The sequence below is a fragment of the Rubrobacter tropicus genome, from assembly GCF_011492945.1.
GTDB lineage: Bacteria > Actinomycetota > Rubrobacteria > Rubrobacterales > Rubrobacteraceae > Rubrobacter_D > Rubrobacter_D tropicus.
The window spans coordinates 881838-903607 of sequence record NZ_CP045119.1; the positions used below are offsets into that span (position 1 = coordinate 881838).

At 66.8% G+C, this 21770-nt stretch carries 21 protein-coding genes; 8 read left to right on the forward strand and 13 right to left on the reverse strand.

Annotated features, from left to right (window positions below; genetic code table 11):
- Window positions 1–417 precede the first annotated feature (417 nt).
- From GBA63_RS04160 to GBA63_RS04175, 4 genes are all read left to right on the forward strand, one after another.
- Window positions 418–2097, forward strand: coding sequence for an ABC transporter substrate-binding protein (locus tag GBA63_RS04160; protein ID WP_228282300.1), 1680 nt, complete (start codon window positions 418–420; stop codon window positions 2095–2097).
- A gap of 43 nt (window positions 2098–2140) precedes the next feature.
- Window positions 2141–3130, forward strand: coding sequence for an ABC transporter permease (locus tag GBA63_RS04165; RefSeq protein WP_228282453.1), 990 nt, complete (start codon window positions 2141–2143; stop codon window positions 3128–3130).
- Window positions 3131–3132: 2 nt separating this feature from the next.
- Window positions 3133–4038 carry an ABC transporter permease gene (locus GBA63_RS04170; RefSeq protein ID WP_166173735.1) on the forward strand — a complete coding sequence of 302 codons (906 nt, stop codon included), beginning with the start codon at window positions 3133–3135 and terminating at the stop codon, window positions 4036–4038.
- A gap of 173 nt (window positions 4039–4211) precedes the next feature.
- A complete protein-coding gene (locus GBA63_RS04175; RefSeq protein ID WP_228282301.1) occupies window positions 4212–4934 on the forward strand; it encodes a class E sortase in 723 nt (240 codons plus the stop codon).
- A 261-nt stretch (window positions 4935–5195) separates the two neighbouring features.
- Here the strand turns inward: GBA63_RS04175 and GBA63_RS04180 are convergent, their stop codons facing one another.
- The 5 genes from GBA63_RS04180 to GBA63_RS04200 form a co-directional block, all read right to left on the reverse strand.
- On the reverse strand, window positions 5196–6017 hold the full coding sequence (locus tag GBA63_RS04180) for a class I SAM-dependent methyltransferase (RefSeq protein WP_166173737.1): 822 nt from the start codon (window positions 6015–6017) through the stop codon (window positions 5196–5198).
- Between the two features lie 70 nt (window positions 6018–6087).
- Window positions 6088–8028, reverse strand: a complete 1941-nt coding sequence (locus GBA63_RS04185; RefSeq protein ID WP_207957072.1) for a S9 family peptidase — start codon at window positions 8026–8028, stop codon at window positions 6088–6090.
- Between the two features lie 84 nt (window positions 8029–8112).
- Window positions 8113–9198, reverse strand: a complete 1086-nt coding sequence (locus tag GBA63_RS04190; RefSeq protein ID WP_166173739.1) for a lysylphosphatidylglycerol synthase transmembrane domain-containing protein — start codon at window positions 9196–9198, stop codon at window positions 8113–8115.
- A 186-nt stretch (window positions 9199–9384) separates the two neighbouring features.
- Window positions 9385–10146, reverse strand: a complete 762-nt coding sequence (locus GBA63_RS04195; RefSeq protein ID WP_166173741.1) for an ABC transporter permease — start codon at window positions 10144–10146, stop codon at window positions 9385–9387.
- Window positions 10143–11069 carry an ABC transporter ATP-binding protein gene (locus tag GBA63_RS04200; protein WP_166173743.1) on the reverse strand — a complete coding sequence of 309 codons (927 nt, stop codon included), beginning with the start codon at window positions 11067–11069 and terminating at the stop codon, window positions 10143–10145. The genes GBA63_RS04195 and GBA63_RS04200 overlap by 4 nt, the downstream gene beginning before the upstream one ends.
- Window positions 11070–11195: 126 nt before the next feature.
- On the opposite strand from GBA63_RS04200, the gene GBA63_RS04205 reads away from it, so the two are divergent.
- Window positions 11196–11744, forward strand: a complete 549-nt coding sequence (locus GBA63_RS04205) for a RidA family protein (RefSeq protein WP_166173745.1) — start codon at window positions 11196–11198, stop codon at window positions 11742–11744.
- Window positions 11745–11781: 37 nt separating this feature from the next.
- Window positions 11782–13326 carry a sulfatase family protein gene (locus tag GBA63_RS04210; RefSeq protein ID WP_228282303.1) on the forward strand — a complete coding sequence of 515 codons (1545 nt, stop codon included), beginning with the start codon at window positions 11782–11784 and terminating at the stop codon, window positions 13324–13326.
- A 90-nt stretch (window positions 13327–13416) separates the two neighbouring features.
- Here GBA63_RS04210 and GBA63_RS04215 read toward each other — a convergent pair whose 3' ends face one another.
- From GBA63_RS04215 to GBA63_RS04240, 6 genes are all read right to left on the reverse strand, one after another.
- Window positions 13417–15357, reverse strand: coding sequence for a glycosyltransferase family 39 protein (locus GBA63_RS04215; protein WP_166173746.1), 1941 nt, complete (start codon window positions 15355–15357; stop codon window positions 13417–13419).
- 283 nt (window positions 15358–15640) lie between these two features.
- On the reverse strand, window positions 15641–15856 hold the full coding sequence (locus GBA63_RS04220) for a hypothetical protein (protein WP_166173747.1): 216 nt from the start codon (window positions 15854–15856) through the stop codon (window positions 15641–15643).
- Window positions 15857–15892: 36 nt separating this feature from the next.
- Window positions 15893–16750 carry an alpha/beta hydrolase gene (locus tag GBA63_RS04225; RefSeq protein ID WP_166173749.1) on the reverse strand — a complete coding sequence of 286 codons (858 nt, stop codon included), beginning with the start codon at window positions 16748–16750 and terminating at the stop codon, window positions 15893–15895.
- A 2-nt stretch (window positions 16751–16752) separates the two neighbouring features.
- Window positions 16753–16920 carry a hypothetical protein gene (locus tag GBA63_RS04230; RefSeq protein ID WP_166173751.1) on the reverse strand — a complete coding sequence of 56 codons (168 nt, stop codon included), beginning with the start codon at window positions 16918–16920 and terminating at the stop codon, window positions 16753–16755.
- Window positions 16921–17026: 106 nt separating this feature from the next.
- Window positions 17027–18268 (reverse strand): acyl-CoA dehydrogenase family protein, encoded by a 1242-nt coding sequence (locus GBA63_RS04235; protein WP_166173753.1) that lies wholly within the window; start codon window positions 18266–18268, stop codon window positions 17027–17029.
- Entirely contained in the window at window positions 18265–19176 is a 912-nt protein-coding gene (locus tag GBA63_RS04240; RefSeq protein WP_166173754.1) for a dihydrodipicolinate synthase family protein, read from the reverse strand. The genes GBA63_RS04235 and GBA63_RS04240 overlap by 4 nt, the downstream gene beginning before the upstream one ends.
- Window positions 19177–19238: 62 nt before the next feature.
- Here GBA63_RS04240 and GBA63_RS04245 point away from each other — a divergent pair, with 62 nt between their 5' ends.
- Window positions 19239–20099 carry a fumarylacetoacetate hydrolase family protein gene (locus GBA63_RS04245; protein ID WP_166173755.1) on the forward strand — a complete coding sequence of 287 codons (861 nt, stop codon included), beginning with the start codon at window positions 19239–19241 and terminating at the stop codon, window positions 20097–20099.
- A 268-nt stretch (window positions 20100–20367) separates the two neighbouring features.
- On the opposite strand, the gene GBA63_RS04250 is transcribed toward GBA63_RS04245, so the two are convergent.
- Both GBA63_RS04250 and GBA63_RS04255 read right to left on the reverse strand, forming a co-directional pair.
- Window positions 20368–21033 (reverse strand): hypothetical protein, encoded by a 666-nt coding sequence (locus tag GBA63_RS04250; protein WP_166173757.1) that lies wholly within the window; start codon window positions 21031–21033, stop codon window positions 20368–20370.
- Window positions 21034–21073: 40 nt separating this feature from the next.
- Entirely contained in the window at window positions 21074–21391 is a 318-nt protein-coding gene (locus GBA63_RS04255; RefSeq protein WP_166173759.1) for a DUF3303 domain-containing protein, read from the reverse strand.
- Between the two features lie 258 nt (window positions 21392–21649).
- Between GBA63_RS04255 and GBA63_RS24255 the strand changes: the two genes are divergently transcribed.
- Entirely contained in the window at window positions 21650–21769 is a 120-nt protein-coding gene (locus GBA63_RS24255; RefSeq protein ID WP_407690825.1) for a fumarylacetoacetate hydrolase family protein, read from the forward strand.
- The last annotated feature ends 1 nt before the right edge of the window (window position 21770 follow it).

Genomic DNA, 21770 nt, shown 5'->3' on the forward strand with positions numbered 1-21770 from the left:
AGCGCTGTCCGAGACGATCCATGTAAAGTTGGGCGTCACGGGTTCAGAAAACCGGCTGACGAGCTGAGAGCCGCGAAGCGGCGTGCTGACGGGCTGAAATGTTGCCGCCGCTGGGGGAGAAGTACCCGGCCGGCAGGTATGAAGTAGGGGGGATTGTGCAGTACACGAATGGGGGGCTCGGGGTGATAAGGCCTCGGCTCAGGTTCGGTCGCCGGCCCGAGATCACGACGTTCGTCTTGCGGGCCGAAGCTCGCTAGAGAAGCGGTTTATCTGCCTTATGGCCGGGTAGCGCCGGTATTGAATGGGTGCTAAGTTACTCCGAGAGGGCATCCGGGATCTTGGATGCCGCGTAGATTCAGGTTAAGAGAGCTTTTCGGGAAGGGGAAGATCTTGCCAAGAGTCAGAGGTATCGGGCCTATGAACCGCCGCGATTTCTTGAAGCTGGGCGGCGCCGGTCTCGCCGGCGCCACGTTGCTCGGCGTGGCCGGCTGCGGCGGGGAGCAGGTCGGGGGCGGCGGGGGCGGGGGTGGCGGTGGGGGCGGCACCTTCACCTACGGCCGCGGGGCGGATTCAGTTACGCTCGACCCCGTCAACGCCACGGACGGCGAGTCGTTCGCCGTCACGCGCCAGATCTTCGACGGCATCCTGGAGTTCGAGCCTGGAACCACCAACCCGGTGGCGTCACTGGCGGCCGAGATACCCAAGCCCGAGCAGGGCGGGCGCCGCTACACCATCGACCTGCGCGAGGGCGTCAAGTTTCACGACGGGTCGGAGTTCAACGCGGAGGCGGTTGTCTTCAACTTCGACCGTTGGCGCCTCGCGGACAACGAGTACCACAAGGGCGGCGGCAACCAGACGTCGAACTTCTCCTACTACGTCTCGCAGTTCGGCGGCTTCGACGGCGACTCGATAATCGAGAGCGTCGAGGCGGTGGACGAGTACACGGTGCGTTTCGGACTCAGGGAGCCGCTCGGGCCGTTCCTGCGGAACCTTGCCATGAGCGCTTTCGCCATCGCCTCGCCGACGGCCATCGAAAAGGACGTCGAGGCGTTCTGGGAGAAGCCGGTCGGGACCGGGCCTTTCGAGTTCGACGCCTGGGACAAGGGCTCGGAGGTGAGCCTGAAGGCCAACAAGGACTGGTGGGCCTCCGACCTGCCGGCCGAGCAGGGCGGCGGGGGTCCGAACGTGGACAGGATCGTGTTCCGGTCCATCGAGGACAACTCGTCCCGGGTGGCGTCGCTCTCGGGCGGCCAGCTCTCGGGCGCCGACGGCCTGACCCCTGACGACGTGCCCACCGTCGAGGAGAACGAGGACCTGAAGGTCCTTACCAGGCCGCCCCTGAACATCGGCTACCTGGCGCTAAACACGCAGAAGGCGCCCTTCGACGACCTCAACGTCCGTCGGGCTATGGCGGCGGCCATAAACATGGAGGAGATCGTCCAGGCCTTCTTCGGCGACACGGCCCAGGTCGCGACCAACGCCTATCCTCCGACCGTGCCGTTCTGGCGCGAGGCGACCGAGCCCTACGCCTACGACCCGGACGAGGCGAGGAGGCTTCTAGAGGAGGCCGGCATGGCCGACGGGTTCGACATGGAGCTGTGGTTCATGCCGATCCCGAGGCCCTACATGCCCGACGGTCGGGGCGTGGCCCAGGCCATGCAGCGGGACCTCGAGGAGGTCGGCATCAACGCGAAGCTCGTCACCCGCGAGTGGGGCACCTACCTCGAAGAGACGAGCCGCGGGGCCCACGACGCCTGCATCCTCGGGTGGACCGGGGACAACGGCGACCCGGACAACTTCCTGAACGTGCTGCTCTCCTCGAAGAGCGCCACGCCGGAGGACGCCCTGAACGTGGCGTACTACAAGAACCCCGAGCTCGACGAGGTACTCGACCAGGGGGCCACCACCATCGACGAGAACGAGCGCCGGAGGCTCTACGAAGAGGCTCAGGTCATAGTCTACGAGGACGTACCGTGGGTTCCCATCGAGTACGCCGAGCCCCCTCTGGGTTACCAGAAGAGCGTCAAGGGCGTCACGCCCAACCCGACCGGCAGCGAGGCCTTCAACACCGTCGAGCTCACGGGCGGCGGCGCGTAGGACGTAGGAGAAGGCCGACGGGGGAGGAGACCTGGCTACTTTCATAGGGCGCAGGATCCTGCAGCTCATACCGGTCCTGCTCGGGGTCTCGCTCGTCGTGTTCTTCATGGTGCGGGCGATACCGGGCGACCCGGCCCAGATCCTGCTCGGCCAGACGGCCACGCCGGAGGCGGTGCGCGAGGTCAGGGCGCGGCTCGGTCTGGACGAGCCGATCATCGTTCAGTACCTGCTCTTTCTGCGGGACGCGGCGACGGGGGACCTCGGCGACTCGCTCGTAGAGGGCAAGCCTGTCACGGCGGCGCTGCTCGACAAGTTCCCCGCGACGCTGGAGCTGGCGCTCGCGGCGCTCCTGTTCGCCGTCGTTATCGGAGTGCCGATAGGGGTTATAGCCGCGGTCAGGCAGTACTCCCTGCTCGACAGGATAACCTCGGTCATAGCGCTGACCGGGGTCTCGATGCCGATCTTCTGGCTCGCCATGGTCTTCGTCGTGATCTTCACGGTGAACCTCGAGCTGCTGCCGTTCCCGGGCCGGGTCGGCAACGACGTGTCGTTTACGAGCTACACGGGCGTCTACACGGTCGACACCCTCATAACCCTGAACTTTCCCGCGTTCTGGGACGTGCTGAAGCACCTGATATTGCCCGCCGTCGCCCTCGGCACGATCCCGATGGCCGTCGTGACGCGCATGACCCGCAGCAGCATGCTCGAGGTGATGAACGAGGACTACGTAAGGACCGCCAGGGCGAAGGGCGTGGTGCCGTGGCGGGTAGTCTTCAGGCACGCTCTCCGGAACGCGATGCTGCCGACGGTGACCGTTATAGGCCTCCAGTTCGGCCTGTTGATGGGCGGGGCCATCCTGACGGAGACCATCTTTACGTGGAACGGGATCGGGCAGTTCGCCATCCAGTCGATCGACGGCCGGGACTATGCTGGCATCCAGGGCGTGGTCCTCTACGGCGCGGTCTTCTTCGTGCTGATCAACCTCCTGGTGGACGTTCTCTACGCCGTTCTCGACCCGCGCGTGAGGCTGTAAGGGTGGCCGAGGCCCAGGTAAGGGAGACGCCGGTCGCGGCCGGGGTGCGGACGCGCACCCGCTGGGGCGACTTCCGCCAGGCTTTCCTCGACAACAAGCTGGCCGTCCTCGGGCTCGTCATCATTGCCCTCTTCATCATTATGGCGGTCTTCGCGCCGCTGCTGGCGCCCTACGACCCGGTAAGGGACCAGAGCCTCAGCGAGCGGTTCGCCGGGCCGAGCGCGTCCCACCCCCTCGGCCAGGACGAGCTCGGGCGGGACATCCTCTCGCGCATAATCTTTGGGGCGAGGGTCTCGCTCACCGCCGGCCTCGCCGCCGTCGCTTTCGCCACCGTCTTCGGGACGCTCGTCGGGGTGGTCTCGGGGTACGCCGGGGGGCTTATCGACTCCGTCCTGATGAGGCTCATGGACATCATCCTCGCCTTCCCGAGCATCCTGCTCGCCATCGTGATAGTGAGCATTCTCGGACAGGGGCTCACGAACGCCCTGCTCGCCGTTGGGGTGGTCTTGTTGCCCCAGATAGCCCGCGTCGTGCGGTCTTCCGTAATAAGCATCCGGGAGCGGGACTTCGTCGAGGCCGAGCGGGCGATAGGGGCCTCGAACGTGCAGATAGTCTCGTCCGCGATCCTGCCGAATAGCCTGGCGCCCCTGATCGTGCAGTCCACCCTCGCCCTCGCAACGGCGATCCTGGACGTCGCCGCCCTCTCTTTTCTGGGCCTCGGGGCCCAGCCGCCCCAGCCGGAGTGGGGCGCGATGCTCACCGACGCGTTCCGAAGCGGCTTCGGGGTCTTCACCGAGGGACAGCACGCGATCATATTCCCCGGCATCGCCATAGCCCTCTCCGTCCTCGCCGTAAACTTCATAGGCGACGGCCTGCGCGACGCCCTCGACCCACGCCGTAGAAGGTAGCCGAAGGCTACCTTCAGCTCGCCCGCAGCGCGGGCTCTCAGCACGCTTAGGCTTCGCCTCCGCTTTCAGCACGCTTAGGGTCTGCTTCGCAGCCCCTCGCTCTCAGCCTGTCAGCCAAGAAAGGTAGGCGACAGCCGGAGCGTGCTGACGGCTAATTGGTATCATACCCGTTCGTGAAGAGTAGACCTTACGGATCCTGGACCCGCCAGGACAAGACATCGACCCTCTCCCGGGGCAGGCGCGCGTCTTCGCGGGCGCCTGGCCGCGAGGCGGCGCGCGCCCGCGACCGTCGCAGGCCCCGCGGTTCGTCGCGCGGACCGCGCTACGACCGGATCCTGCTCGTGACGGCGGGGGTGGTGCTCGTGTTGTTCTCTGTGGGGATGGTGTTCGTCGACGTGCAGGGGGCCGGCGAGGCGGTCTCCACGGCGCCCAAGAGCGAGGCCATGACGCTCACCGTCCCGAGCATGAAGAGGGTGGAGGAGGTGCCCGTCTACGGAGACCCCGTAAAGGAAGAGACCGCCCTCCACAACGGGACGTTCCACGTAAAGGACACGGGCTTCCCGTGGCAGGAGGAGGCGAACGTCTACATCGCCGGCCACCGCCTCGGCTACCCTCGCACGGACAGCTTCTTCGTCTTCTGGGACCTCAACAGGCTCAAGACGGGGGCCAGGGTCCTGCTGACCGACTCCGAGGACACGAAGTACGTCTACAAGGTCTTCGACCGCCGCGTCGTCGGGCCGAACGAGGTCTCCGTCAAGAAGCCGATCGAAGGCAAGAACATAGTAAGCCTCCAGACCTGCACCCTGCCGAACTACTCGGAACGCCTGGTGGTCCGGGCGGAACTCGTGAGGACCGTAAAGGCGCCGGTGGAGCAGGCCAGCTCCGCTGGCAGCTAGTCAGCACGCTCCCTGCAGTCTCTTTCAGCACGCATCGGACCTTCGGTCCTCGCTCTCAGCCCGTCAGCTTTTTGCCACGCGGGGCGCTACCGGGCTGCGCCATGCGCGGCGGTTCGGGTGTCGAGATACGCGGCGAGTCCGGACGACTTGGCTGAAAGCTTCCGAAGGAGGCGTGATGAGAGCGAGGCCCGCGGAGCGGGCCGACGCGTGCTGACGAGGCGCGAAGCGCCGGGCTGACAAGCTGGCGAAGCCAGCGTGCTGCTAGCGCGGTTTCCGCGCTAGCAGAGAGTACATGAGTGGGATGCGGGGCGAGTTCTCGGGCAGTTTGAAGGTGTCGAAGCCCGTCTTCTCGAGGATCGGCCACCGGGGGAAGAGCGTGTAGTCGTGCTCGTGCAGGAACTCCAGGGTAAGGCCGGATTGTATTAGGGCCGTGACCACGTCGGAGAGGGTGTGCTTCCATTCGTAGGTGATGTTGTTGGCGGTCTCGGCGCCCAGGTCGGCGTAGGTGCCGGGCTCGTCCCAGACGTCGGGCTCTTCTTTGTGGAAGTAGTCGTGCTCGACGGTGAGGTCGTCGTCGCCGAAGACGTTGGTGAAGGGGTGGAACTCCGGGAGGTACAGGAAGCCGCCGGGCCGGACGAGGCCGGCCGCCACCCCGGCCCACCGTTCGATGTCCGGCAGCCAGTTGAGGGCGCCGAGGCCGGTGTAGACGACGTCGAAGGTGCGCCCCCCAAGTGCTTCCCTCGCCTCGTAGACGTCCGAGCGGACGAACTCGGCGTCCACGCCGAGCTCCGAGGCGAGGTTGCGGGCGGCCTCGATGGCGGGCGCAGAGAAGTCGAGGCCGGTGACGCGGGCGCCGCGGCGGGCCCAGCTTAGGGTGTCCTTGCCGAAGTGGCACTGGAGATGGAGGAGGTCCTTTCCGGAGACGTCGCCCATCTCTTCCAGTTCGAAGGGGCGGAGGTGTTCTTCCCCGGCTTTGAAGCCCTCGACGCCGTAGAAGTCTCCGCCGACGTGGATCGGGACGCGCTCGTCCCAGCTGGCCTTGTTCGCCTCGCGCCACCGGCCTCGCCAATCGTCCTTGTTCACGGGGGTCTCCTTTTGGTGGGTAGAGGTGGCGTTTCGCCTGGCCCGCCGCGGCGTATCTGCGGTCCTTCGTTCATTTCGTGTCCAGGTTCTCTATGCGTACGGGTTCCACGTCGTCGGCGAGGTCGAAGCCGAAGACGCGGGAGTAGAAGTAGAGCTCGGCGTCCAGGGCGCGTTTTATGTTCTCCGCCCGGCGGAAGCCGTGCTGCTCGCCTTCGAAGGGGAGGTAGGCGACGGGGAGGCCCTTCGCTTTGAGGGCTTCGAACATCGTGATGGCCTGGTTCGGGGGGACCACCTCGTCTTCGAGGCCCTGGAAGAAGATGACGGGGCAGGAGAGGCCGTCCGTGTGGTGGATGGGGGAGCGTTCGCGGTAGAGGTCGGCGCGTTCGGGGTAGGGCCCGATCAGGCCGTCCAGGTACCGCGACTCGAACTTGTGGGTCTCCTCGGCCAGCGCCGCCGCGTCGCTGACGCCGTAGTGGCTCGCCCCCGCCGCGAAAGCGTCCCTGAAAGCCAGGGCGCACAGCGTCGTGTAACCGCCCGCGCTGCCGCCCGCTATCAGTAACCGGTCTCCATCCACCAGGCCCTTCTCTGCGAGATACTTCGCCCCGCCTGCGCAGTCGTCGACGTCGACCACGCCCCACATCCCGTCCAGGCGCCTCCTGTACTCGCGCCCGTAGCCCGTCGAGCCGCCGTAGTTGACGTCGAGCACGGCGAAGCCCCGGCTGGTCCTGTGCTGTATCTCCAAATCCAGGCTCGGCAGGGTCATCCCGGTCGGGCCGCCGTGGCTCAACACGAGCAGCGGCGGAAGTTCGCCCTCCGGCGCCGCGAAATCCCTGTTCTTCGGCGGGTAGAAGAAGCCGTGGGCCGTCAGGCCGTTCTCCGTCGGAAACTCCACGGTCTCGGGGGCCGAGAGGTAGCCGGAGTCTATACCGAGGTCGCCCGCCCGGTGCAAGACCTCGCTGTCGCCCGTTCTCGCGTCCAGGCGCACGATGGCGGGGGGCTCGGTTGGGGAGCCGGCCACGAACAGGATCTCGCCCGAGCCGCCGTTCGTCCGGAGGTGGCCGATGACGGAGTACGGCGTCTCTATCTGCGCCAGTTCTCCGGTCTGCGTGTTCAGGAGGCCGAGGCGGAAGACGCCGCGTTCGATCGGGGCGCAGGCGATTCGGGTCGGCGAGAGGAACCCGTAGGTGGACATCCCGAACTGCCACTGCGGGAGCCCGAACTCGGCCTCCATCGGGCAGAGCGGCTCGACGAAGCCTCTCTCCGAGCGGTACAGGTTCCACCAGCCGGTCCGGTCGGAGACGAAGTGGAGCGTGCCGTCCGGGGACCACTCGGGCTGGAAGACGGACTCGTCCGGGCCCCCGGCCACCCTCTCGGGCGCCGCGGGCCTCCCGCTCTCGTCAAGACCCGCCACCCAGAGCTCCGTGCCGTCCCAGGGCATGTTCGGGTGGTTCCACGTGAGCCACGCGAGGCTTCGGCCGTCGGGGCTCAGGCGGGGAGAGGAGCAGAAGTCCTGGCCGGTGGCGAGCACGGTCTCGGCCCCGTCTTCCAGGCTTATGCCGACTAGCTCGTTTACGGGCTCGCCCGGGTCCGTGTGGTCCTCGCGGACGGCGATCAGGCGGTTCCTGGCGGCGTCCACCGTCATGTCCGCGTAACGGTGGTCTATCTCGGCCGTTAGTGGTTCCGGTACGCCGCCCGGGTGCGCGGAGTAAAGCCGCTGGTCGGCGAAGTTCGAGAAGTAGACCGTGCCGTTGTGGACGACGAAATCTCCCCCGCCGTACTCGTGGACGCGGGTGCGGGCGTTGAAGGGTTGGGGGTTGACGTCCCTGGTTTGGCCTTCGGGGGAGCGGTGGACTATTACGGTTCGGCCGCCTTCTCCGGGGCGGCCTTCGAGCCAGTAGACGTCTTCGCCTTCGAGGGCCGCGTCTTTAAGGCCGACCATGCCCCGGACGATCAGGTCCGATGAGATCGGCGACCTCCAGGAACCGTAACGCCCGGTCTCTGCTGTTGTCACGCCCCTGTACCTCCCGGTTCTCGCCCCACCGTGCCGCGGATGATAGCAAGGACCGGGTTCCCGGGGCCGCCCCGCCGGGGAGGCCTACCCTTTCCGGCTCTCTCTCCGGCTTCTTGAGGCCCCGAAGCTGAGGGTCGGGTAGAGGAGGACGGCGAGGGGGATGGGGAGCCAGAAGTTGAAGAGCCTGTAGCCGAGGACGGGTATGGCGGCCTCGGGTCCGTAGCCGAGGAGGGCCAGGGTGCCCAGCATGGCGGCCTCGAAGGTGCCCAGCCCGCCCGGCGTGATGGGCAGGTTGCCGAAGGCGGTCGCCAGGCCGTAGGCGACGAGGATCTCGACGGGCGAGAAGCCCACCCCGAGGGCGAGGAAGACGACGATCAGGCACAGGGCGTCGAAGGCCCAGTAGCCAAGCGCCAGGCCGCCGAGCTGCAGCGCCCGCCTGGGGTTGCCGAGGAGCTGGTCCCGCAGCACCCTAACCTCGTCCCTGAGCCACGACACGACCCTGTGGGACCAGGCCTCCGTCTTGCGGCGGGACCAGCGCCGGTGCAGGAAGGGGCGCACGATCCCGTACAGTATGCCTGACAGGACCCTGCGGACGGCCTTTGGCCGGCGCTGGGCGACGAAGGCCGCCACGAAGGCCGCCAGGGTCAGGGCGAACAAGAGCAGCGCGCCGGCAGTGGCGAGGCGGTTCAGCTCCCGATCCAGGACGAGGTAGAGCAAAGAGAGCAGGAGCCAGACGCCCAACGCGAGGTAGATGAGGGCGCCCATCGTGGCGACCGCGAGGCCGACCTTCGCGGGCTGGAGACCGCGGTTGCGCAGGACGCCGTAGGTGACGGCGGCCGACGCCCCGCCGCCGCCCGGCAGCACCCTGTAGGCGCCGTGGATGACGACCGTCAGGCGCAGGGTGAAGAAGCGTCCCAGCCCCCGGCGCCTGCGCCGCCCGATAGAGGCCCCGAAGCCCGCCGCAGCCCCCGCCGAGCGTCCCAGAAGTTCCCCGTAGCAGAGAAAGCTCGCAAGGATCGCCCCGAAGGCCGCCACGAGCAGCGGTCCCGACGAGCCCGCGACGAGGGCCAGCGAACGCCTGATGCCGGGTAGCTGCGGCAGCAACAGGTACAACGCCAGCCCGGCCGAGGCAAGGTAGAGGACCGTCTTGAGCAGCGTCCTACGCGACAAACTTGAAGAACCTTCCGGCCACCACGACACTCCCCGTTCGAGACGATTCTGGAGCATTGTAGATGCTGGAGCGCTTCGAGGGGGCTTCAGGCTACAGGCGTCAGGCCGCCTCCTTCGGAGGCTCTCAGGGATACGAAGTCGGGACCCGGCCGCGTACCCGCACCCCTAAAACCTGAAATCTGACGCCTAAGTTTTCAGTCGGTAGCCCGTTTTGAAGATCCACCAGATCGCCGTCAGGCAAAGGACGAGGAAGAGGACCGTCATCGAGGCGCTCAACGCCACGCTCACGTCCGCGACCCCGTAGAAGCTCCAGCGGAAGGCGCTGATAAGGTAGACGACCGGGTTGAAGAGGGAGACCGTCTGCCAGAAGGGGGGGAGCATGTCTATGGAGTAGAAGCTGCCGCCGAGGAAGATCAGGGGCGTCACTATCAGGAACGGCACCAGCTGCAGCTTCTCGAACCCGTCGGCCCAGATCCCGAGCACGAACCCGAAGAGGCAGAAGGTGATGGCGGTGAGCACGAGGAACAGGAGCATCCAGAACGGGTGCATGATCTGAAGCGGCACGAACAGGGTCGAGGTGGCGAGGATGAGCAGGCCGAGCACCAGAGACTTGGTCGCCGCGGCCCCGACGTAGCCTATGACGATCTCCAGGTAGGAGACGGGGGCCGAGAGTATCTCGTAGATGGTGCCGGTGAACTTCGGGAAGAAGATGCCGAAAGAGGCGTTGGAGATGCTCTGCGTCAACAGGGAGAGCATGATGAGCCCGGGCACGATAAACGCGCCGTACCCGACCCCGTCGACGTCCGTGATGCGCGAGCCTATCGCCGCCCCGAACACGACGAAGTAGAGGGAAGTCGAGATGACCGGCGAGACGATGCTCTGGAGGACCGTCCGAAAGGTCCTCGCCATCTCGAACTTGTAGATCGCGCGTATCGCGTGGAAGTTCATCGTTCCTCTCTCACCAGGTTGACGAAGATCTCCTCCAGCGAGCTCTGTTTGGTCTGGAGGTCCTTGAACCGGATGCCCGTTCCGTTCAGGTCGGCGAGCAGGGCGGCGATGTCGGCGCGCCCGTTTTGCGCGTCGTACGTGTAGACGAGCTCCGTGCCTTCCGCCGCCAGTTCCAGGTGGTAATCCGCGAGTTCGCCCGGAACGCCTTCGATCCGGTCGCGCAACTGGAGCGTCAACTGCTTCTTGCCGAGCTTGCGCATCAGTTCGGCCTTCTCCTCTATCAGGACGATCTCGCCGTTGTTGATCACCCCGATGCGGTCCGCCATCTCTTCCGCCTCGTCGATGTAGTGGGTGGTCAGGATGATGGTGACGCCGCCCTCGCGCAGCCCCCGCACCATCTCCCACATGTCCCGCCGCAGCTCGACGTCGACGCCCGCCGTGGGCTCGTCCAGAAACAGGATGCGCGGTTCGTGGGAGAGGGCCTTGGCGATCATGACCCGGCGCTTCATGCCGCCCGAGAGCGTCATGATCTTGCTGTCTTTCTTGTCCCAGAGCGAGAGGTCCCTGAGGACCTTCTCCAGGTAACCGGGGTTGGGTTTCTTCCCGAAGAGGCCCCTGCTGAAGTTGACGGTGGCCCAGACGGTCTCGAAAGAGTCGGTGGTGAGTTCCTGCGGGACGAGCCCTATCATGGACCGGGCGGCGCGGTACTCGGTGATGATGTCGTACCCGCCGGCCAGGATCTCGCCCTTGGTCGGGTTGACGATACCGCAGATGACGCCGATGAGGGTGGTCTTACCGGCCCCGTTCGGGCCGAGCAGGGCGAAGATCTCGCCCGGCCGGATCTCCAAATCTATGTCCTTGAGCGCCCGGAAGCCGGAGGCGTAGGTCTTTGATAGGTGGGAGACGGAGATGATGGGCTGCAAGGTCAGGCCGCCCGTCCGCGAGCGCGGTCCGACCGAAAGACGCCGCCGGTTACCTCTATGATCCGTGCCATGATCTTCGTCTCCTCTCGCGTGCCCCGGGGCGCCGGTACGCCTCGGCTCTCCTTAGTGTATGCGGAAGCCCCCCCGGTCCCAAGCACCTCTTCCCCGGTATGGTCGCCCGCGCGCGTAACCGCCGCGCCGGACGCAAGTACGGTTTCCGGGCTCGTACCTTCGTACAGGTTAGGCCTTGCGCGCCGGGGAGGTCCCTCAGAAAGGAACCCCCTGAGCCTGGCGCAGACTCCTGGCCTGACGGTTCCTGATGGCTTCGAGAGCCTCGAGACGATCCTCGAGGCCGCCGGCTCCGGCCCGGGGAACGCGGTCGAGGTCAACGCGTACCTCTCGGACCGCACCCCCTTCGCGCAGTTCGACGCCGTCTTCAGGGAGTTCTTCGGCGACGGGCCGCCGGCCCGGACCATCGTGGGCTTCGGCCTGCCCGGTTTACTCGCCGGGATCGACCGCGTCGCCGTGCTCGAAGAGTCCCCGCAGGTAGGAGTCCGGGGCCACCCTCACCGCGCTTCAGGGTTTGCGATGGCGCGCCTCGACCTCGACGGAGTTTTGCAGGGACGACACCTGCCTTCGGGTCTCGTGCCGGGCTCACTAATGATGGGGGCATAGAAGTAGAATCAAGTAGGGCTTAGAGAAAGGAGGTGCGGTGCGGGCTCTCGGTTGCGTCAGGTCGGCTCGCGCGACCCCGATGCGTCCGGAGACCCGGCGGCGATCGTCCGCGGGCGCGGCGCTACTCGCGTTGGCCGCGGTTTGCCTGCTCGCCGTCGGATGCGGCTTCCAGATCCGGTCCGTCCAACCCCCGGATCGCCCGAACGTGGTACTGATCCTGTCCGACGACCTCGACGTCGGCCTCTTGCAGAGGTACGGGGCGCGCTACCCCAACCTCGGGAAGCTGGCGGCAGGGGGTACGACCTTCGAGAACGCCTTCGTGACCGATCCTTTGTGCTGCCCCTCCCGGGCGACCACGTTGCGCGGCCAGTACGCCCACAACCATCGCATAGTCGGCAACTGGGCGCCGCAGGGCGGCGCGCGAAAGTTCCGGGATCTGGGGCATGAGCGCTCCACGGTCGCCTCCTGGCTGCGGGAGGAGGGCTACCGGACGGCCCTGGTCGGCAAGTACATGAACGATTACCACGGGAACCGCGTGCCGGCGGGCTGGGACGATTGGTACGGGATAACCGGCGGCCACCTAAGCAACGACCTCAACCAGAACGGCAGGATCAGGCACCACGACCCCGGGCGCCACCTCGACGACCTGCTCGCCGAAAAGGCGACCGCCTACGTGCGCAGCCCGCCAGACGACCCGGCGCCCTTCTTCATGTGGGTGGGCACCCGGGCGCCCCACGCCCCCGCAAACCCGGCCACCCGCCACGAGGGGACTTTCCCCGACGCCCGGCTGCCGCGGGCGCCCGCCTTCGACGAGGGGGACGTCTCCGACAAGCCCGGCTGGGTGCGGGACAATCCGCCCCTGGGCCCCGACCAGGTCGCGTACATGGAAGAGCTTCACCGCAAACGACTCCAGTCCATGCTGGCCGTGGACGACATGATAGGCGACCTCTTCGACTCGCTGCGCGAGACGGGCGAGCTGGACAACACCTACGTCTTCTTCACCTCCGACAACGGCTGGCACGCGGGGGAGCACCGGCTGACGACCGGCAAGTGGGCGGCCTACGAGGAGGACATCCGGGTGCCCCTGATGGTGCGCGGGCCCGGCGTGCCGGAGGGGGAGAAGCTCCCGCACATGGTCCTCAACAACGACCTCGCCCCGACCTTCGCCGACCTCGCGGGGGTCGACCCCCCGGGCTTCGTCGACGGCCGCTCGCTCGCGCCGCTTCTCGCGGACGACCCGCCTCCCGAAGAAGACTGGCGCCAGAGGTTCCTGGTCGAGGCCGCCCCCGAGCAAGAGAGCGGCGCGGTCCAGCCGCTCAGCGGCGACCCGGCGCCGGACGGCGGTCGACGCGCGCCTCCCAGCGGGGACTGGGGACGCCCCGGCTTCGAGGCCGTGAGGACCGGGGATCGCCTCTACGTCGAGTACGCGACCGGGGAGCGGGAGCTCTACGACCTGAAGGAGGACCCCCACCAGCTGAACAACCGCTACGGGAGGACTGACCCCGGGGCCCTCCGCCGGCTGGAAGGACGACTCGCGGCGTTACGGGATTGTTCGGGGGCGGGCTGCCGGGCGGCCGAGTAAAGGTCCGGCCTCGGCCCGGTGTTCGCGGTCGGCGAACCCGGGAACGCTCCGGGGTTTCGCGGTTGCAGGATCGAGGAGGGCACGCCGCCCTTAGCCCGATACGGTCACCTCGATGACTCCGTCGGGAAACTCGGAGCGCAGCCAGTTCGAGTAGCCCCGGCCTTTCGTTTCCCCACAGCCCTTGAGATCCGCCGCCGTCTTCCCGGTCATCAGGGTGGGCACGGGCTTGGAAGCCCTTCCGGTGCCCTTAAGCAGCACGACGCCTTCGGCGTCCCGGGTTCCTTCGGCCCGGACGACCTCGAAGGCGCCGCTCTTTTGAAGGAGCGAGGGCAGGCCGAGGATACCGGGGAATTTGGAGCTGCCGGTGATCATCACGTAGTCGGAACCGGTCCGCTTTAGCTGATCCAGCAGGTTCGGCACGGACAGGGAGATGACCTCGCACCCGCCTTTCGTCTGGACCCAGACCGGCTCTGGCGGTATCCTGGAGATGGCGCCCTCGTCGGGGTCGCATTCCATCTGGATGTTGGGCTTCGACACGCACGTCTCCTGGTCCAGCTTCAGGAACGTCCACTCGTGCCGCCCCCCATCCAGGTACGCCAGGTAGTTGCCCTGCGCCGGGTTGACGAGGATGAGCTCCCCTTCCGGCACGTGCCTGCTCGTCCAGTCGATCATCCCGGACGCCCGGGGCGCCACCGTATGTTGCCTGGACAACGTACCCGCGGGGTCCTCGGGCATCATCGCCTGCACCGTCCGCACGGAGGCCACCACCACGAGGATCGCCAACGATACCGCAACCACCGCGCCGGCCACCCGCGCGGGGTGGCCGCGCCCGCGCCACGCCGCCACGCCCGCGTCCGCGACGAGGGAGGCCAGGGCGCAGAAAAGCAACGCCTGGGCGACGAGAAATTGGCGCGGGTCCCATCCCATCACCACCACGAAGAGACAGACCGGCACCTGAAAGAGCAGCGCGAGCGCCAGCAGCCTCCACGGCCCATCCCGCTGGCACGACTTCCACACCGCGTACCCGGCGGTCGCCAGCAGCACGGGCACGACGAAGGCGGTGGGCGCCAGGGTACCGGCGAGGTAAAGCCCCATGGCCTCAAGGGAGGCTTCGGCCAACGCGGGTCCCGTGGTGGCGAGCATGAGGAAGGAGAGCGAGATGGTCCAGGCCACCATCAAGAACCACCCGGCCCACCGGCGCCGGCGCCCTCCGGCCAGGAAGAGGGTCATCCTCCCGGAGGCGTACGCCACGATGGCGAGCGCCAGGAGAGTCACGGCCGCCACCGAGACCGGGAGCTCCAGCGAGGGCGGCAGGCGGTCGAGAAGGTACACCTCCCCGGTGGCCGACCACCTCCAGAGCCACCACGGCAGGCACGCCAGGATCACGCCCAGGTAGTGCCAGAGCGCCGCTCGCAAGGGCCAGTCGAGCAGCAGAAGGGCGAGCAGGGCGAGTGGGATGTTGGCGAGCGCCGTCTCCTTGGTCAGTAAGGAGGCACCCAGAAGCAGCCCAGAGAGAAACGCGAGCGCGGGAGTGCCCCCTTTTATGGCCGCGAGCAGGGCCAGAAGCGTCAACAAGGTGAACGTCAGCAGCAAAGCGTCTATGTTGATCACGAACGCGGACTTCACGTTGAAACCGAAGAGGGCGAGCAGGGCGGCGGCGAGCAGGCCCGCGGGCGGACCAGAGAGGCGCTTCGCCAGAAAGTACGCCAGCAGCGGGTTGAGGAGCGCCGTCAGGCGCATCGCCCACACCAGGATCTCCGTGTCGCGCCCGAAGACGAGTATCAGGGAGCCGATCAGGGCCGGCAAAACGGGACCGTGGCCGCCGTTGTAGTTCGAGAGCCCGGCGAGGCTGTCGATTCCCCCACCGGAGGCGAGTTCGGAGCCGGCGAAGAGGTAGCGGGGGGCGTCCTTGCCCAGGACCGCCCAGGGCTGGTTTCCGAACCACAAGAGCGCGGGCACGGAGAGCACGGCGACGAGCGGGATGACCGCCAGATCCACCCAGCCGATAGTGGACGACTCGGTCTTACGCAACCAGAACCCCGAAGCTCTCTCCTCCCCTGGCCCAGACGGGCCCGGAAACCGAACGCCCGACCACCCTCTCGTCGCGCCGCCCTGCCCGCGTTCGGGGCATTTTGCGGCCGTCGGAGGGTGCTTTCAACCGGCGGGTAGACCGCACCGTGTTGGGGGCACGCCTATCAACACGGTGCTACGCGGGAGTGTGACAACCGTACGCAACTGTAGCGGTATGCGCGCGGTGGGAAGACGTTTGGCCTTGGTGCTCCGCTCCCGCGGGGCGCCCATCGCGACTGCGCGCTCATCGTGGAGCGGGTTTGTGGTGGCGCGCCTCGACCTCCTGGTAGTTCCCGCATTCCGGGCAGGTAAAGGCGCGGACCTTTCTGGAACCGTATGCGGGGACTATGGTCGTCTTGTTGAAGTCGTAGACGAAGCCGCAGCTCTCGCACTTCTGGCGGAAGGTAACCACCGTGCCGCGCTCGTTTACTATCTTGCCGCCCGTCATCTCTATCGCCAAGTCGTGCCTCCGGGAAGGATCTTCTACCCAACCCTCCTATTCTAAGCCCATGCGCCCGAATATCCCGGAGAGGAGCGGGCTTTCGGCGTCGAGAAAGCCGTCTATGACGTCGTAGTGGTTCTTGCCGGACAAGACGAGGCGGTCGCCCGGCAGCCCCTTCGATTTCCAGGCCGCAAGATAATCCTCCGACTGGCGTTTGAACTCGTCGGTCTCGTCCCCGCCGTGGGCGACGAGCAGGGGAGGGGCGCTGTCCGGGAGGTGGAGGATCGGGCTGTTCCTCCTGACCTGATCCCACGTCAACTGCAGCTTCGGCTGGAGGAACGAGTAAGGAAACGGCGCGAGGTCGAAGAGCCCGCTGATGACGGTCGCGCTCTTGATGATGTCCGCGCGGAGCCCGTACTCGCCCTCCCAGTCCGTCGCGAGCAGCATGGCGACGAGATGCCCGCCGGCCGAGTGGCCCGCGACGTGGATGCGGTCGGGATCTCCGCCGAAGGTTTCGGCGTTTTCGAAGGTCCGGGCGAGGGCGGCGCGGGCCTGGCGTACGATCTCGTCTATCGTCACGTCGGGGCAAAGCGCGTAGTTCGGGACGACGGTCGCGACGCCCCGGGAGCCCGGACCGCGCGCGACGAAGCCGAACTCCCTGCTCGTCCGCGCCCGCCAGTACCCGCCGTGGACGTAGACGAGGACGGGGGCGTTCTCTCCCGCGGGATAAATGTCCACGTGCTCCGCGAGCGTGGGGCCGAAGGGGACGCGGAGGTCGTGGTCCCTCTCCGAGCGGAGCAGGTCGCTCTCCCGCTCGTAGAGGTCCGCGTAGAAGCCCGCGTTCGGGACCGTGCGCTCGGGGTCGTACTGCTCGTCCAACTCCTCCTGCGTGGCGAAGTTTCGGTACAGCACCGCTACCTCCCGAGCACCCTGCGCCACAACGGAGGCCGGGCGGCGGGTTCGGGCCCGGGACGGCCCTCCCTCTCACCAAGATGGGGAAGCCCGTGCTCGCGTCGGGTCGCGTTGCGGCCCTTGAGGACCTCCGGGTCCGTCTCCCAGTTCTCGCCCACCTCGCTACGCAACTGGTCCTCGATCCTTCCCAGGGGCTCGCCTTCGACGCCGCCGATCTTCGCGGCCTCGTACTTTATGCCGAGCAGGAGGGAGTTCTTGTCTTCGATGACGTTCCCCCTACGCGCCGTAGGACTGTTCGATGCCGGCGCGGCGTTCCTTTCTCAGCTCCAGCTTGGCGACGGAGGCGCGGTGGACCTCGTCCGGGCCGTCGGCGAGGCGGAGGATGCGCGACTCGGCCCAGAAGGCGGCCAGCGGGGTGTCGCCCGAGACGCCGGCCCCGCCGAAGGCCTGGATGGCGCGGTCGAGCACCCTCAGGGTTGCGTTGGGGGCCACCACCTTTATCTGGGCGATCTCCGAGCGGGCCTCCTTGTTGCCGACCGTGTCCATCATGTGGGCGGCCTTGAGGGTGAGGAGCCTGGCCTGTTCGATCTCCATCCTGGAGTCGGCGATCCACTCCATGATCACGCCCTGCTCGGCGAGCGGTTTGCCGAACGCCTCGCGGCCCTTGACCCGCTCGCACATCAGCTCGATGGCCCTCTCTGCGACCCCGATCTGGCGCATGCAGTGGTGGATGCGCCCCGGACCGAGGCGCCCTTGCGCGATGGCGAAGCCCTTGCCCTCGTCCCAGATGATGTTCTCGGCCGGTACCCTCACGTCTTCGAAGAGGATCTCCCCGTGCCCGTGCGGGGCCTCGTCGTAGCCGAAGACCGAGAGGGTGCGCTCTATCGTTACCCCTTCGGCATCCAGGGGGACCAGGATCATGGACTGCTGCTCGTAGCGCGGGGCCCCGGGGTCGGTCTTTCCCATGAGGATCGAGATCTTGCACCGCCGGTTTCCGGCCCCAGTCGACCACCACTTGCGGCCGTTCACCACGTACTCGTCGCCACCGGAGGTGCGCTCTATCCTGGCCTGGATGTTCGTCGCGTCCGAGGAGGCGACGTCGGGCTCGGTCATGCAGAAGGCCGACCGGATCTCACCATCGAGCAGCGGCTTGAGCCACCGCTCCTGCTGTTCGGGGCTTCCGTAGCGGGCGAGGACTTCCATGTTCCCGGTGTCGGGGGCGTTGCAGTTGAAGACCTCGGGGGCGATGAGGCTGCGGCCCATCACCTCGCACAGCGGCGCGTACTCGAGGTTCGAGAGCCCGGCGCCGTGCTCGGAGTCGGGCAAGAAGAGGTTCCAGAGGCCGGCCGACCTCGCCTTCTCCTTGAGCTCTTCCATGATAGGGGGCGTGCTCCAGCGGTCCCCGGAAGCTTCTAGCTGCTCGTGGTAAGTCTTCTCGTTCGGGTAGACGTGCTCCTCCATGAACGCCTCGAGAAGCTCCCGAAGCTCCAGAACCTTCTCGCTGTGATCGAAGTTCATCCGGTGTCTCCTTCTGTCAGGCCGAGATACTCCACCAGGTCTTCCAGCTCGCGCAGGGTCTCGGCGTCCAGGGGCGGGGCGGGGGAACGGACGTGCGAAGAGGCGATAACGCGGCGCATCTTGAAGACCTCCTTGCGGATGCCCACGCCGCCGACGCCGAGCTGGGCCTCGAACCGGATCAGGGGCAGGTACCGGAAGAAGTGTTCCCGCGCCTCCATCTCCCTGCCCTTCGAGTAGAGGTAGTAGACCCGCACCAATATTTCGGGATAAGCAAACCCGGTCATTATGCCGATGGCTCCGCGGCCCAGTTCTTCGTAGAAGTACATCCCGCCGAGCCCGCCGAAGATACCGGCGCGTTTGTCCGCGCTCTCTATCCCGTTTGTGAGGGCCGAGATCTTGATCGTAGTCGGCGCCTCCTCCAGTTTGACGTACCGGCAGTTCTGGACCTCGTTCATCACCCGCGAGATAAAGGCCGCGGGCATAACGACGCCCGTGTTGACCGGCTCGTCCTGAACCACGACCGGCACGGAGACGGACTCCGCCACCTCCCGGTAATGCTCGAAGACGAGCCCCAGGTTCTTGAGGTTGTTCGGCGGCGCTACCATGACCGCCGCCGCCCCGAGCCCCTCGGCCTCCCGCGCCCTCTCTACCGCGACCCGGGTCGCAGGAGCCGAGCAGCCAACGACGACCGGGGCCTTCCCGTCCGTGGCGGCGACGTAGCGCCCGGCGACGGCGGAGCGTTCGGCGTCGGTGAGCTTGTGGGCCTCGCCCATGATGCCGAGCGCCACGAGGCCGTCCACCCCGGAGTCCAGGTAGCGTTCGGTGAGGGCCTCAATACCTCCAGAGTCAACGTCCCCGGAGTCCGTGAACGGGGTAAGGGTGATGGGTAGGACGCCTTGGAGTGACATGGTGGGCAGTATACAGGCGCCTTTTTCCTCCCGCGGCCCCGATGGGCTACCATGACGGGCTTATGAGGCTGGCTTCGGCTGAGATCGGCGGCAACGAGGTGGCGTTCGCGGTGTGGGACGGCCGCGCCCTTCCGGTCGCCGAGGTCCCGGACCCGGACGGATGGCCCGCGGACCTTTTCTCCCTGATAGAGAGCGGCAGGCTGGGCGGGTTGCGTCGCAGGTGGGACGGGCTCTCGGAGAGAGAGCTCGAAGACCTCGCCGGACGGACCATACCGGCCGGGGACCTGTCCTACGCTCCCCCGTATCGTCGTCCGCGCAAGATCTGGGGCATAGGCCTCAACTACGCCGAGCACGCCGGCGACCTCGACGAGGTATCGCCTTCGGAAGAACCGGCCAGCTTCATGCGCCCGGACACGACGATCATCGGGCCGGGGGACGCGATACTCCTCCCGGAGCAATCCCAAAGGGTGACGGCAGAGGCGGAGCTCGCGGTCGTCATAGGGCGGGAGGCGAGGAACATCACCGAAGGGGAGGCCCCGGCGTTCGTCGCGGGCTTCACGACCGTGCTGGACATGACGGCGGAGGACATCCTGCGAAAGAACCCCCGCTACCTGACGCGGGCCAAGAGCTTCGACACTTTCTTCTCCTTCGGCCCCGAACTCGTGACGCCCGACGAGATAGACGACATAGGGGCCTTGGAGGTTGCCACGGTCCTGAACGGCGAGGTACTTCGCCGGAACACCGTCTCGAATATGACCTTCTCTCCGTGGTGGCTCGTCTCGTTCCACTCCCGGATCATGCGCCTCCTGCCGGGCGACGTGATCTCGACCGGAACGCCGGGGGCCGTGGTCGTACGGGAGGGTGACGTGGCCGAGTGCCGAATAACCGGATTCAAGCCGCTTGCCAATCCCGTCGCCCGGTAGCCGAGCCGAGGCGTCAATCTTGCGTAGGGTTCTATCTCAAACAAGATCAACGTCGACCTTCGGCTCTTCTCCTACCATCCTTGCCACCTACTCATGACGCGTCCGTATGTTGCCCCTGCGAGTGGGGGAAGGACCGCTCGTTGCGCAACCCGGGCGCCGCCCAAGAAAGCGCCACCAGGACCGCGATGAGGACCACGCATACCCGAAGCGGGACGTTCGCCGCGCCGACCACGCGCCTCGGGACGGATGTTCCTTCGTCTTCGGGGGCTCACCCGCCCCTCCACCGCACGGTGTCAATCACCTTCTGCGCCTCGGGCGCGTGTTCGTCGACCTCGTCGGCCGGGCCGCCGAAGCCAATAATCACCGTATCGCCCCCCACGTCCTCCAGGACGATCCCACGCACCTTTTCCTCCTTCGTGACGCCCAGGGCGGTTCCGTCGCTGAGCCTGAACTGGTCCACGCAGTCCGGGCCGCACGCGCCGACGCGGCGGCCCTCCGGCAGGGAGCCGACGACGATGTCGATCCGCCGGCCCTCGATCCCTCCCACCGTGACGGTCTCCGGGGCGGAGGTTCGCAGGTACGGGTGCCTTCGGAGCCAGCCGACCAGGTCATCGGGGGCCTCGACCACGTCGTAGCGCTCGTTGGGCTTGTAGACTTCCCGGGCCTTGAAGAACCGCAACCCAGTCTGTTCTCGGGCGAGGGCCAGGTCGTCCGGCTTCTCCGGTGGCAGGTGCGTCCAGCCCTCGCCGACCTCGAAGGAGAAGGCGGGCTCGAACTCCTCCGTTCGGTAGGCGCCGGGGTCGAGCTTTCGGGTTACGTCCGGCAGTGGTCGGGGCTTGGCTTTCTCGGGCGCCCCGCAGGCGCCAACCGCGAGGACACAGAAGGCCAACACCACCCCCAGCCTGAGGGCGTGCCGCGTTGCCGACCGGAGCATCCCGCGCGACCCTCTACCTCGCCGCCTATCCCGGTATGCCTTACGAAGGAGGCGCGTTCGAATCACGCCAGGCGATCCCCTCGGCTTCGGCCGCTGCGGCTTCCTCGACGTCGAGGACTGGTTCGACGCGGAACTGGAAGGCCGCGTAGATCGTGGTCGCCTTCTCGATTTCGGCCAAATCGTCGGTTTCCAGGACGGCGTATCCGCCGAACTCGCCGACGCGGACGAGGAACTGATGGAAGGTGATGGTCTCGGGTATCTCCCATCTCTGGAAGATGTCCAGGATCCGCTTCTGGGCGGCTTCGTGGTCGGCGGCCGATCCCCCGGGGCGCTCCCACCAAGTCATCACGTACTTCATATCGCGAGCCCCTTTCCCGCGCTCCTTGCCGGAGCGATTGCTTCCAGAGTAGCAAGGCCAGAAGGAGCCGGGCATCCACCAAATGAATGATGTTTGGTACTCTAGTAGCGAACTTTGAAGAACCCCCTCAGCGCGAAGTTCCGACAACGTTGATCTTGCACGCGGTCATACGAGCGAGGCACGCGGAGCGCGTGGTAGCTAGACTGTCACCATCTCGTCCATAGGCTCTACGTCCACAGTAGCGGTGAAGCGGATCCGTTGCTTGGGGGGGACGTCATATACACGGGGACCCCGGGGGCTGTCGAGATAAGGCCCGGTGATGTGGCCCAGTGCAGGATCGGCGGTTTCGAGTCGCTTGTAAACCCGGTAAGGAGGTAAG